Source organism: Henriciella pelagia (assembly GCF_002088945.1).
Lineage (GTDB): Bacteria > Pseudomonadota > Alphaproteobacteria > Caulobacterales > Hyphomonadaceae > Henriciella > Henriciella pelagia.
Window position 1 is genome coordinate 451504 of the sequence record NZ_NCSU01000011.1, and the last position, 12989, is coordinate 464492.

The following is a 12989-nucleotide window of genomic DNA, read 5'->3' on the forward strand; positions in this document are numbered from 1 at the left end:
TGGGTACGGTCAACCCGCATCTTCACTGCAGCGGAACGGAATCCACTCCGGACGGCAATTGCGCGGCAGGATCATTCAGGAATGCAAGAATATCGGCAAACACGATCTCAGATTGGAGGTCCCGCAGCAACATGTGGTAGCCGTCGGGATAATATGCCGTGCGAACATGAGCCGGGAGCCGCCTGGCGGTGCGCTTCATGGCGGACTTCGGAATGACGATATCCCTAGCGCCATATGTCATCAGTGTCGGGACTGACGAGGTTAGCTGCCCCGCTGCCTTGTGCGCTGTCTCCATGAGAGAAACAACTCCGTAGACCTGATCGATGCGGTTATCCTTCAGCGTAAGTGGATCAAACCAGAGTTCTCTCAGCATTTCGACATTGTCGGACGGTTCAATTTTCACGCCCCTGGGTGGCCGGACAACCCAGCCAGGCCTTACATGTGTGGAGACCCACAAACTGCTCGAATAGAGCCAGTTTAACGCGCCCCAACCTCGTAGTCCCGGGCCGGACAGAATAAGTCGGTCGACTCCGTCAGGCGGGTCATCAGCCCCAAACACTGTCATGGCGATCGCGCCTCCCATCGAGATACCAATAACTCCGATCGGCGTTTCCGGATGCTGGTGCTGTGCCGCTGCGATGGCTGCGCGCAGATCGCCCTGCAGCAGCGCCTGATCCGGCCACAGTCCCCGGTTCACCGAACGCCCAAACCCGCGCTGGTCATAAGCGTAGGTCGTAACGCCATTCCGTGCGAGCCAGGGCGCTATCTTGTGAAAGGCGTTGGCATAGTCATTCATGCCATGCAGCCCGATAATGACGAAGTCCGGAGAGCTCTCCTTGGCCGGCCACACTGAAAGCCCTAACTCGGCCCCGTCAAAACTGATGAAGCGCTGCGTACCGATGTCAAATTCTGGCGTGACTGGTGTCGACACGGCGAGCGGTTCCTGGATTTTTGGCGTTGCGCAAGAGACCAAGGCAAGCAGTGCCATAGCGAGCAGAACTCTCATCATAATAGAGTTCTGATCCTGCGTCGAAGTTCCGGCAAGACTTCTGTTTCAAACCATGGATTACGTTTCAGCCATCCATTGTTCCGCCAGCTCGGATGCGGCGTGGGCAGAATACCGCCCTCCAGATGCGTTCGCCATCCTTTCACCGTCTCGGTCAACGTCTTCGAACATGCCGGCCCCAGATGCCAACGCTGAGCATAACCACCAATTGCCAGAATGAGCTGGATGTTCGGCAGCTGCTCCAGAATCTGCGACCGCCAGGCAGGCGCGCAGGCTTTCATCGGTGGGAGGTCACCGCCCTTCGCGTCATAACCCGGAAAGCAGAAACCCATCGGAACGATTGCAATGCGGGTTTCGTCATAGAATTCCTCATCGCTGACACCCATCCAGTCTCGCAACCGCACACCGGACGGATCGGCAAATGGCTTTGACTGGACATCCGCGAGGTTTCCGGGTGCCTGGCTTGCGATCAGGATACGCGCGCCTTCCTGCGCTCTCAGCACCGGGTTTGGCGCGCGCTGCATGTCATCTTTGCAGAGCGTGCAGGCCCGCACCTTGTCTAGCAGTGGCTGGAGTTCACATCTCACACATGCAAGGTGAGGACATCCAGTTCCAAATCAAGGAAGACGAACATGACGAGTGATGCAATCGATCTGATCATTGAAGGCCGCGAAAAGGATCTGGGTGACGGGTTCAAGGTCCGCCGTATCCTGCCCTTTCACAAGCAGCGCATGGTTGGCCCAATCATCTTCTTCGACCATTTCGGTCCCGCAGAATTCAAGCCCGGAGATGGCATGGATGTTCGCCCCCATCCACACATCGGTCTCGCGACTGTGACATACCTCTTCGAGGGTGCGATAGCGCACAAGGACACGGTAGGCTCGGACATCGTCATCCGGCCCGGTGCAGTAAACTGGATGGTCGCCGGCAATGGCATCGTTCATTCGGAGCGCACACCCCCTGAAGAGCGCGATGCCGGAATGACGATCCACGGCATTCAGACCTGGGTTGCCCTTCCAAAGGACTTCGAAACCTGCGCCCCCTCCTTCACGCACCATCCTCAGGACTCACTACCAGTATTCCAGCTTGGTGGTGCACACGCGCGGCTACTGGCAGGCGAAGCGTGGGGTCATAAATCACCCGTCGAATTCCCGTGGGGTATCTGGTACGTCGCCGTGGATGCGCCAGAAGACGCGGGTTTCGACGTGCCAGCGGACGCTGCTCAAGAGCGTGCAGTCTATGTCGCAGCGGGCCCTGTAGACATAGCGGGAAGTATTGTGCCTCAAGGCAGCATGGCGGTCCTCAGGCAAGGTGCACCGGCACGCATAGCCATGCCCTCCGGAAGCAAGATTCTTCTCGCTGGTGGTCAAGCCATGGACGGTCCGAGAAAGATCGACTGGAACCTCGTCGCCTCTGACGCTTCACTTATCGAAAAGGCACGTGAAGACTGGCGCGCTTCCGCCCGGAAAAACTGGACAGGTACGCGCTTCTCCCTGCCCGACGACGAGCATGAATACATTCCGCTACCGGAAGACCAGTAACCTCTTCATTCTCCGCGCAGCACATTGCTTGTGAGCAATGATTGCCTATGCAACAAAGTGCGCAACTGAAGACCTATGGAGATCCATCATGAAGCGTTTTCTCTGGCCCGCTATCTCTCTCTTGGCCCTGGCTGCCTGTTCTGGTGAATCCGTCGATTCAACCGAGACAGTCGAACCCGAAACAGGCGAAACGCCCAGCCAAGAACTCGCACCGTCAAGCGATAGTGCAGGCCTGCTTCTTCCCCTTCCCGAAGCAACCAGTGCAGACATTACCGCATCCGATCTTGCGATCCGGATCAAGACTTTGGCCGACGATGCTTTCGAAGGACGCGGGCCCGGCAGTGAGGCCGGTGAAAAGGCGCCAGAGTGGATCGCCGCTGAGATGGAGCGGATCGGGCTTGAACCGGGCGGTGATAACGGAACTTGGTTCCAGACGGTCGGCATGGTTGAGCAAACCCTCGATACAACCGCATCCGGTCTGGAGTTCAACGGCGGCCGCTCCGGCGAGTCCTACGTCATGTCGCTGCCGGACGATGCCGTCCTGTGGACAAAACGCCAGAACGCACAGGAGCTTGAATTCACTGATTCCGAACTGGTCTTCGTCGGCTACGGCATCGTTGCGCCGGAGTATGGCTGGAACGACTATGAAGGTGTTGATGCGGCCGGAAAAACGGTCGTCATGCTGGTGAACGATCCAGGCTTTGCGCACGGCACTGACGACCTCTTCAATGGCAAGGCCATGACCTATTACGGCCGGTGGACCTACAAATACGAAGAAGCTGCCCGTCAGGGCGCCACAGGCGCTATCGTCATTCACCAGACGGCTCCAGCCTCCTATGGCTGGGATGTTGTCTCCAACTCCTGGTCCGGTGCACAAGCTGACCTTGTTCGTCAGAATGGTGGCGAAGATCGAACAGTCTACGAATCGTGGATTACCGAGGACGTTGCCCGCAAGCTCTTCGCCGAAGCCAATCTCGACTTTGACGAACTTCAGTCAGCCGCGAAAGAGCCGGGCTTCACCGCGGTGGACATGGGCAACCTGACAGCAACTGGCAAGGTTGTCCAGAGCGTGACGACTACCGAGTCCAGGAACGTCGTTGGCATCCTGCCCGGCACCGAAACGCCGGATGAATACATGCTGTTCACGTCACACTGGGATCATCTTGGCAAGAAGTCCGGCGAGAAATCCGGCGCGCCGACCGAAGATTTCTACCGCGACGACATCTTTAATGGCGCCGTCGACAATGCGACAGGCTCGGCCGCCATGCTGGAAATCGCAGAAGCACTGGCCGCCGAACCGCACGCGCGATCAGGTCTCTTCGTATCGGTCACACTGGAAGAGTCCGGCCTGCTTGGATCGGCCTATTATGCCGAGAACCCGACAGTACCACTGAACAAGGTGGTCGCTGGCATCAACATGGATGGGATGCTACCGGTGGGGCGCACCAGGGATATGGTCGTCGTGGGTTATGGAGCATCCGAGCTTGAAGACCTCCTCACCGATAAGCTCACGGCGCAGGACCGCGTCGTAAAGCCTGATCCAAAACCGGAAGCCGGCTACTTCTACCGCTCGGACCATATTTCCCTCGCCAAGAAGGGCGTCCCGATGCTCTATGCAGATGGCGGCTCCGACAAACGGGATGGCGGCGAAGCCGCAGGCATGGCTGCTGCCGAGGCGTACACAGCGCAACGCTACCACAAGCCCATGGACGAATATTCGGACAGCTGGGACCTTGCTGGCATGGTCGAAGACGTCACGGCGCTCTATCAGGTCGGTCTGGACATCATGGATTCAGACGAATGGCCGACCTGGTATGAGGGCAACGAATTCGAAGCCATCCGCAAGGCCTCCCTTGCTGGCGACAGCGAGTAAGCTTTGCTTTCTTACCAACATGGATTTCATGCCGGAAACAGGGCCGATGTGTTCAAGCACGCGGTCCTGTTTTCTGTCCTGCAGACCGCCGCACGTTCCGATGAGAAGTGGCTGTACATGGAAACGCATGCCGCAACGGGCACCTATGACCTGACAGGCAAGCAGGCCCTGAAAACCAGGGAAGCAGAGACGGGCGTCATTCCGATGCTGAACCGGAATGCCCCCTGCCCCGCCATGGCTGATTGGCTTGATTTCGTGAAATCCAGAGGGCCTGAAGCCTATCCAGGTTCGCCGGTGATTGCGCAGCACTGCCTTCGGCCGCAGGACAGGATGGTGTTCTTTGAGCGTCACCCCGCTGAATACCAGAAACTCCAAGCCGCTCTTTCAGGAGACGACCGCACAAGAGCCGTCAAGGATGACGGTTACCAGGGGGCGCTCACCCTTCAGCCCCGCCGGGGTGAGCGAATGCTGGTTTTTCTTGACCCAAGCTACGAAACTGAACGGGACATGGACGCGCTTGCCAACTGGCTTCCCCGCGCAATGAAGCGCTGGCCACGGGCGACATTCCTTGTCTGGTTGCCCCTGTTCCGGGATGAGCGAGAGCTCGAATTCGGGCAGTATGTTGCCAGCCTGGATTATGGATTTGTAGCCGGTACACGCTGGACGGAATTCTCAACGAAGGATTCTGCCCTCGAAGGATCCGCCATGATCGGCCTTCGCACCAGCCCGCCAATGGCGCGACCGGCTTACGCGATCGCCGAGGCCCTGGAAGCGCTCTGGCGATAGTCAGGCAACGCTACGTGCGCCGCGGACGTCGCTGACCGATGGAACAACTTCATCGTTTCCATTGTCCAGAAGAACCGATTTTGGCAATGCAAGAATGGCGGTTGTTCCAACACCAACACGAGATTTCAGGATCACATCCCCAGACATCAAGCGCGCCAGATGACGACACAGTGTGAGGCCAAGGCCCGTGCCGCCATGACTGCGGTCAAGCTCGTTGTCGCCCTGATAGAACGCTTCGAACACCCGCTCCATCTTGTTTTCCGGAATGCCGTGACCGAAATCCCGCACTGCAATGAACGGATTTCCGGCTGAATCGAGACCGGCTCGAACCACGACCTTCTTGTCATTGCGGTTAAAGCGGATGGCATTGGTCATCAAATTGATGAGCACCCGCTTTATCGCCGTTTCATCCACCATCAGATGGGCCATCTTCGATGAGACAGCGACATCGAAGGAATCGAGCGTCGACTTGTTTTCGAATCCCGCAGCCAGCGTAATCGCCTCGGACAGGAGTGTCTTGGTTTCCGTGCGGACCGGATTGATCGCGATCCGGTCCAGGCCAACCTTTGAATAATCGATGATATCGTTGATCAGGCGCAGCAGGTGCGTGCCACTCGCATGAATATTGTCGGCATACTCGCGGATTTCTTCATTCGACAGGCGTAGTTTGGAGTCGCCGGTCATTAGCTTCGAGAAGCCGAGGATGATGTTCATCGGCGTACGCAGTTCATGGCTCATTGTCGACAGGAATCGGCTCTTGGACGCGTCGGCTTCCACGGCCTCCCTTTGCGCCTCAATCAACTCGCGCTCTCGTGTCTTCAGCGTAGTGATGTCGGTGTGGACGACGACGGCGCCGCCCTCTCCAGTCTCGCGGCTGGATCGCATCAGCCAGCGCCCGCTCTTCAGCAGGACAGGCACAGACTCTTCACCCATGGAAAACTCAGGACGATCTACACCGAACCAGTCCTTGTGTCGTTTGTTGGCGAGAAGCAGCTGGTTCTCGTCGTCATAAAAGGCAAAGGCGTCATTCGACGAATTGATCGCATCGGCGAGTTTCTCGCGTGCTTCACGGCTTGCATGAACCGTTGCGATCATCGATTTCAGCTGACCATAGCTCTTGACGCTGCCATGAATGAGCGCCGCGAGAAAAACAAGGCCGAGAGTCGCAATCGTCAGCGCATAGTCTCCGCCTCGGGCAAAGTTGATCATGGTGACCGGCATCAGACAGGCAAACGCAAAGCGAGAGGCTACGCGCGGAACAGGAGCGAGGATACTTGTGCTGCCGGCAGCCATGCCTGCCTGCATCATCCAGATAAACATTGCATGAGCTGCATCAGCTTCCGCAGCCAGGAATACGGAAGCAGAACCCCAGATTACGCCGAGGACGATCGCCCCGAATTCGGCCTTCCTGAGATAGCTTCCCGAGACTCTGTCAGGCGGTGGCAGATTCCGCAGCTTGAACCAGGACAGGACCTGCATGGCGCCGATGAGAAAGATTGGCAGAAACCAAATTGCGGCGTGCAGGGGCGGAACCTTTGCCGCGGCGCCTACCGCTACAAGCATACCATTGAAGATGTTCATCCCACCCATCATCAACTGATGCTTGACAAGGATTAGCTGCTGCTCGCGATATACGTCCTGCTGTAAAGAGCTTGCCGGCTTCGGCAAGCGCCCGACAAGCGCACGGAGGCTTGCTGAAGGATCGCGATCGAACATCATCAACACCGGCAATAGCCGAAATTAGTTAACCCTCACCAAAACGGGACAACGAATTTCATCGATTGCAGCTACAGCTTGGTATCAAATCTGCAGAGCGTGCCTTGCTCAGGATGTGAAATGATTGTTCCGGTAGCGCGACAACGAGACTTATTGGATTGGATGACGTGAACAGACCCAAAACTATCGGGATCATAGGCGGCGGACCAGCCGGACTCAGCATCGCAAAACTGCTCAACGACACTGGGACATATAAGCCGGTTGTGTTTGAAGCTTTGGGCGAAGTTGGCGGGAAGTCCTATTCCTACCGGCATGGCAGCAATATTGTTGAGATGGGGACTTGCTATGCAACCTTCTCACACAAGATCACCAACCGATGGATGAAGAGTATGCGCATGCCGATGGGCTTCCTCGGCGAGCAGCGCTTCGATGGTGCAGACTTCATGGATTTCGTGAAGTCCGGTTACGGCCCCTCCCTGCCAAAGCAAGTCATGACTTATTGGACCGCAAAGCGCCGCCTTGAAAAGGCGCTCGCCCGTACCCGCCCGGAACAATCCGCACTCGACGAAGCCGCCCTACCGATCCAGACATGGCTCAAGGAACGCAATCTCGGCAAGATCGAGAAGTTCATGCTCCGTTCGACCACTAACATCGCTTACGGCTTCATCGACGAAACTCCGACCGTTCAGGCCCTGCGGTGGAATGACATGAAGCTGATCATTACGGGCATTTTGAAACAACTAAAAATGCCCCTCGAAGGCTGGACGGAGTTCTGGCGCCGGGTTTCCCTTGAGTTTGACATCAGGCTGAACCAGCGCATTGCACATGTTGACCGAACGGCAAACGGCGTAACTCTAACGACGGCGAACGGCCTGACAGAGACCTTTGATGAAATTGTGTGTGCGATTCCACTTGATGAATTCGCAAAAATTACCGAGCCGACCGAAGACGAAAAATATGTCGCGTCATCAGTCATCTGGAATGGTTATACAACAACGCTTGTCGCCGTGGACAACTGGTTCAACGATGTACACGTCGAAGCTTATCTCGACTCGGTCTTGCCTGGCGCTGCCCGGGGCCAGCTCCTTTCGGCGCGCTACGAAGGAGGAGGCGACGACTTTGGCGGCGACCTCTACTTAACAGGGCAACTCAGCGGAGATTATACCGGCCCCGAACTCCAGGAATTACTGCGCACGGACATCACCAAATATGGCGGCACAGTGAAGAACATCATCCTTCAGAAGCTCTGGAAGTATAACGCCCAGTACAAGCCGGAAGCGATTCGGGATGGCCTGATGACCCGTCTTGAAACGATGCAGGGAGCGCAGCGAACATGGTACACGGGTGCCATCTACTCTCACGAAGCGGTCTCTCACATTGTGAATTTCAATGCTGAACTGGTGCGAAAGATGCATTCTCCAGGCTGAAATTTGCGGAATGCCTGAATGAACCTTTTCTTTCGCCTCCTCATCGTATTTTTTCGTGCGCATTTCTCCAAAAGAGATGCGGACTTCCTCGATGAGACGGAAATTCGCTCACGTGTCATGCTGACGGACCAGGACATGTTCGCGCACATGACGAACAGTCGCTATTTCTCCTTCAGCGATCTGGCCACCATCAACTATATGATCCGGACAGACGCCTGGCCGCACCTTCGCAAGCGGGGCTGGATGCCGGTCGTGGCCGGCGAAGCAGTCGTGTTTCGCAAGATGCTTCGCGCTCACCAGGCGTTTCGAGTGGTAACGCGTCTTGCCGGCTGGGATGACACCTATCTTTGCCTGGAGCACCGCTTCCTGAGGGACGGGGTGGAAACAGCATGTGTGCGCGTAGTCGCCCGTTTCGTGAGCAGGGACAAGACAGAACGCGTTTCGATATCCGACGTCATGCGCCTGCTGGGCATCACGTCTTCTTCTCCCGCGCTCCCAGATGCCTTTCGAAACATGATCGAGGACATTCGCGGCGCTCGCGCCGAAGCTTCATTGCAGAAAGAGGAAACTGGTGGGCGGTAACGGGCTCGAACCGCTGACCCTCTCGGTGTAAACGAGATGCTCTACCAACTGAGCTAACCGCCCTTCCTGAAAAGCCTTTTGCGCATGCTCGGCGCGAAAAGCAAGACGGCCTTCTGCGAATGTTGCAGAAGGCCGCCCTTGATCTGAAATTCAGACCTGACTAGTGGCGCAGCGACTCGGCTGCATCTGGGTCTGCCGGCTTTCCGGACAGCGATGCCTGAAGCGCCGCTTCATCCTCGTCCGACCATTCGATCGGCGTCAGAGGCCGCGTCAGCGCCCGCGCGAAGACTTCATTGATGTCTGTCACCGGAACAATCCTGAGGCCTTCCTTCACATTGTCCGGGATCTCAGCGAGATCCTTTTCATTCTCTTCCGGAATAAGCACTGTCTTGATGCCGCCGCGGAGCGCCGCAAGCAGCTTCTCCTTGAGGCCCCCAATCGGCAAGACGCGTCCGCGTAGCGACACTTCGCCGGTCATCGCGACATCGCGGCGAACCGGATTGCCGGTCAGCAGTGACACGATGGCCGTCGTCATGGCGATGCCCGCAGAAGGGCCATCCTTTGGCGTCGCACCATCCGGCACGTGGACGTGAATGTCCGTCGTGTTGAACTGGCTCGGCTTGATGCCCAGCATCACGGCGCGCGACCGGACAAGTGAACTCGCCGCCTGGATAGACTCCTTCATCACATCACGAAGGTTACCGGTGACTTTCATCATGCCGCGGCCTGGCATCTGGACAGCCTCGATCGTGAGCAGGTCACCGCCGGTTTCTGTCCAGGCAAGGCCTGTGACGGCTCCAATCTGGTCCTCTTCATCAGCGAGGCCGAAACGGAATTTCCGGACACCCGCAAAATCGCCGAGATTGTCAGACGTGATCTCGATCACCGTTTCATCCGACTGCGTAATCTTCCGGACCGCCTTGCGGGCAAGTTTGGCAAGTTCGCGCTCGAGGCTACGCACACCGCCTTCGCGAGTGTAATAGCGGATGAGGTCGCGGACCGCCTCTTCCTGCACAAGCCACTCGCTGTCGGCCAGCCCGTGATCCTTGCGGATTTTCGGGATGAGGTGACGCACCGCGATCTGAAGTTTCTCGTCTTCGGTGTAGCCTGCAATGCGGATGATCTCCATCCGGTCGAGAAGCGGCTGCGGCATGTTCAGTGAGTTCGCCGTCGTCACGAACATCACATCCGAAAGGTCGTAGTCGACTTCCAGATAATGGTCGTTGAACGTCGAATTCTGCGCCGGATCGAGCACTTCGAGAAGCGCCGAGGCCGGATCGCCGCGATGGTCCATACCCATCTTGTCGATCTCATCGAGCAGGAAGAGCGGATTGCCGGACTTGGCCTTTTTCATCGACTGGATGATCCGCCCCGGCATCGAACCGATATAGGTCCGACGGTGGCCACGGATTTCGCTTTCATCGCGGACACCGCCAAGCGACACACGAACGAAGTCGCGGCCGGTGGCTTCTGCAATCGACTTGCCAAGCGACGTCTTACCGACGCCAGGAGGTCCGACGAGGCAGAGGATCGGTCCCTTCATCTTCTTGGTCCGCTTCTGGACGGCAAGATATTCGAGGATGCGTTCCTTGACCTTCTCTAGACCGTAATGGTCTTCGTCGAGCTGTTCCTCAGCCCTGTTGAGATCGGTCGAGATGTTCTTGTGATCACCCCATGGCAACGCCAGGAGCCAGTCGAGATAGTTCCGCACCACTGTCGATTCGGCCGACATCGGGCTCATCTGGCGAAGCTTTTTGACTTCCTGATCAGCCTTGACGCGGGCCTCCTCGCTGAGAGGCGTCTCTCGGATCTTCTCTTCGAGCTCTGAAACCTCATCACGCTCTTCACCGGCATCTCCGAGTTCGCGCTGGATCGCTTTCATCTGCTCATTGAGATAATACTCGCGCTGGGTCTTCTCCATCTGACGCTTGACGCGGTTCTTGATCTTCCGCTCCATCTGCATCATGCCCATTTCGCCCTCCATCAGGGCAAACACCTTCTCAAGGCGTTCACGGGCATTGGAGACTTCCAGCAATTCCTGCTTGTCGCCGAGCTTGACCTGCAATTGCGATGCTACGGCATCCGCAAGTTTGCCAGCGTCGGTAATCTGGGAGACTGTCGCGACGGATTCCGGCGGAATCTTGCGATTCAGTTTCGCATAGTTTTCGAACTGGTCGATCACCGCCCGTGCGAGTGCCTGCACCTCACCCGTATCGCCAGCTTCCGGCTCCACGAGGTCGACCTCAGCGTCGAAATAGGTGTCGCGATCATTGAACTCGACAATCCGCGCGCGGCTCGAACCCTCGACGAGCACTTTGACCGTGCCATCAGGAAGCTTCAGCAGCTGCAGAATCGTCGCAACCGTGCCGAGCTGATGGACGTCATCAGCGGTCGGGTCATCAGTGGACGGGTCCTTCTGGGCGACGAGCATGATCTCGTTCTCGCCCTCATCGACCATTTCAAGCGCCCTTACGGACTTGTCGCGACCTACAAACAGCGGCGCCACCATGTCCGGAAAGACAACAATATCCCTCAAAGGAAGGACAGGGAGGGTTTTTCTGGGCATTCTATGCCTCCTCTATTCTGGATCCTGCTCAGCAGCGATCCGCCGCTCGCCCAAGGGTGGACGATTCCGGCTTCTGATGAAAGATGTGGAGGTAAACTCAGACCATTCAAGCCAGTCAGAGCATCAAGAATTGCACAGAATTAGGATGCTTCGCTTGGCTTGGCTGTTTTGGCATGGACATGCAGTGGAGCCGCCTTGCCTTCCACCACTTCACCGTTGACGACAACCTCTTCGACACCGCGCAGATTCGGCAGCTCGAACATGGTGTCCAGCAGAATGCCTTCCATGATCGAGCGCAGGCCACGCGCGCCCGTCTTGCGGGCGATCGCCTTGCGAGCCACCGCTGTCAGCGCCTCTTCAGTAAAGGTCAGCTTGACGTCTTCCATGTCGAAAAGACGCTGGTACTGCTTCAGCAGTGCGTTCTTCGGCTGGCTGAGAATCTCGATCAGGGCGTCCTCATCAAGGTCCTCCAGCGTTGCGATGACGGGCAGACGACCGATGAATTCAGGAATAAGCCCGTAGCGCTGAAGGTCTTCAGGCTCCGTATCGCGCAGGACTTCGCCAACGCCGCGATCGTCAGGGTCCTTCACATCCGCGCCGAAGCCCATGCGGGTCCCTTCGCCGCGCGAGGAAATGATCTTGTCGAGACCAGCGAAAGCACCACCACAGATGAACAGGATGTTGGTCGTATCGACCTGCAGGAATTCCTGCTGAGGATGCTTGCGCCCCCCTTGCGGCGGCACGGATGCAACTGTGCCTTCCATGATCTTGAGAAGCGCCTGCTGAACGCCCTCGCCCGAAACATCTCGCGTGATGGATGGATTGTCCGACTTGCGGGAAATCTTGTCGATTTCGTCGATATAGACAATGCCACGCTGGGCACGTTCGACATTATAGTCGGCCGCCTGAAGCAGTTTGAGCACGATATTCTCAACATCCTCACCGACATAGCCGGCTTCGGTCAGCGTCGTGGCGTCCGCCATCGTGAATGGCACATCAAGGATGCGCGCCAGCGTCTGTGCCAGCAGCGTCTTGCCGCAACCGGTCGGACCGACGAGAAGAATGTTCGACTTGGCCAGTTCAACACCGTCTGATGTCGAAGCATGGGACAGTCGCTTGTAGTGATTGTGTACAGCCACGGACAGGATCCGCTTGGCGTACTCCTGCCCGATGACATAATCATCCAGGACGTCGCAAATCTCACGCGGGCTCGGAACGCCCTCTTTCGACTTGAAACCAGAAGCCTTGCTCTCTTCACGGATGATATCCATGCAAAGCTCGACGCATTCGTCGCAGATGAACACGGTTGGACCCGCAATCAGCTTCTTTACTTCGTGCTGGCTCTTTCCACAGAAAGAGCAGTAGAGCGTATTCTTGGAATCGCCGGTGCCGTTTTGTTTGGTCATGGCTACCTCAATGCTTGCGATCAATTAACGCACGATTTATGCCGCGCGGGTTTCTCGCACGAAAATGATCTTATTTTTTAAGCCGA

The 12989-nt window shown here is 57.0% G+C and carries 10 protein-coding genes and 1 tRNA gene; 5 read left to right on the forward strand and 6 right to left on the reverse strand.

What is annotated here, in order from left to right; all coding sequences use genetic code 11:
- Positions 1–22: 22 nt before the first annotated feature.
- Both B8746_RS11675 and B8746_RS11680 read right to left on the reverse strand, forming a co-directional pair.
- Entirely contained in the window at positions 23–931 is a 909-nt protein-coding gene (locus tag B8746_RS11675; RefSeq protein ID WP_233124210.1) for an alpha/beta fold hydrolase, read from the reverse strand.
- 74 nt (positions 932–1005) lie between these two features.
- Complete coding sequence (locus tag B8746_RS11680; protein WP_084393843.1) at positions 1006–1530, reverse strand: uracil-DNA glycosylase family protein; 525 nt, start codon at positions 1528–1530, stop codon at positions 1006–1008.
- 108 nt (positions 1531–1638) lie between these two features.
- On the opposite strand from B8746_RS11680, the gene B8746_RS11685 reads away from it, so the two are divergent.
- From B8746_RS11685 to rlmJ, 3 genes are all read left to right on the forward strand, one after another.
- Positions 1639–2547, forward strand: coding sequence for a pirin family protein (locus B8746_RS11685; protein WP_084393844.1), 909 nt, complete (start codon positions 1639–1641; stop codon positions 2545–2547).
- Positions 2548–2635: 88 nt separating this feature from the next.
- Entirely contained in the window at positions 2636–4420 is a 1785-nt protein-coding gene (locus tag B8746_RS11690; protein WP_084394228.1) for a M28 family metallopeptidase, read from the forward strand.
- A gap of 48 nt (positions 4421–4468) precedes the next feature.
- On the forward strand, positions 4469–5206 hold the full coding sequence (gene rlmJ, locus B8746_RS11695) for a 23S rRNA (adenine(2030)-N(6))-methyltransferase RlmJ (protein ID WP_084393845.1): 738 nt from the start codon (positions 4469–4471) through the stop codon (positions 5204–5206).
- On the opposite strand, the gene B8746_RS11700 is transcribed toward rlmJ, so the two are convergent.
- The gene (locus tag B8746_RS11700) at positions 5207–6787 is read right to left on the reverse strand and encodes a sensor histidine kinase (protein WP_158084614.1); all 1581 of its coding nucleotides are present in this window, start codon (positions 6785–6787) and stop codon (positions 5207–5209) included.
- Between the two features lie 302 nt (positions 6788–7089).
- On the opposite strand from B8746_RS11700, the gene B8746_RS11705 reads away from it, so the two are divergent.
- Together B8746_RS11705 and B8746_RS11710 are read left to right on the forward strand one after the other, a co-directional pair.
- Entirely contained in the window at positions 7090–8349 is a 1260-nt protein-coding gene (locus B8746_RS11705; RefSeq protein ID WP_233124296.1) for an FAD-dependent oxidoreductase, read from the forward strand.
- Positions 8350–8367: 18 nt separating this feature from the next.
- The gene (locus B8746_RS11710) at positions 8368–8931 is read left to right on the forward strand and encodes a thioesterase family protein (RefSeq protein ID WP_084393848.1); all 564 of its coding nucleotides are present in this window, start codon (positions 8368–8370) and stop codon (positions 8929–8931) included.
- On the opposite strand, the gene B8746_RS11715 is transcribed toward B8746_RS11710, so the two are convergent.
- The 3 genes from B8746_RS11715 to clpX all read right to left on the reverse strand — a co-directional run bounded on the left by B8746_RS11715 (position 8919) and on the right by clpX (position 12903).
- Positions 8919–8994: transfer RNA gene (locus B8746_RS11715), tRNA-Val, on the reverse strand. The two genes, B8746_RS11710 and B8746_RS11715, sit on opposite strands and share 13 nt — an antisense overlap.
- Positions 8995–9091: 97 nt before the next feature.
- Complete coding sequence (gene lon, locus B8746_RS11720; protein WP_084393849.1) at positions 9092–11497, reverse strand: endopeptidase La; 2406 nt, start codon at positions 11495–11497, stop codon at positions 9092–9094.
- 140 nt (positions 11498–11637) lie between these two features.
- The gene (clpX, locus tag B8746_RS11725) at positions 11638–12903 is read right to left on the reverse strand and encodes an ATP-dependent Clp protease ATP-binding subunit ClpX (protein ID WP_084393850.1); all 1266 of its coding nucleotides are present in this window, start codon (positions 12901–12903) and stop codon (positions 11638–11640) included.
- Positions 12904–12989: the final 86 nt, after the last annotated feature.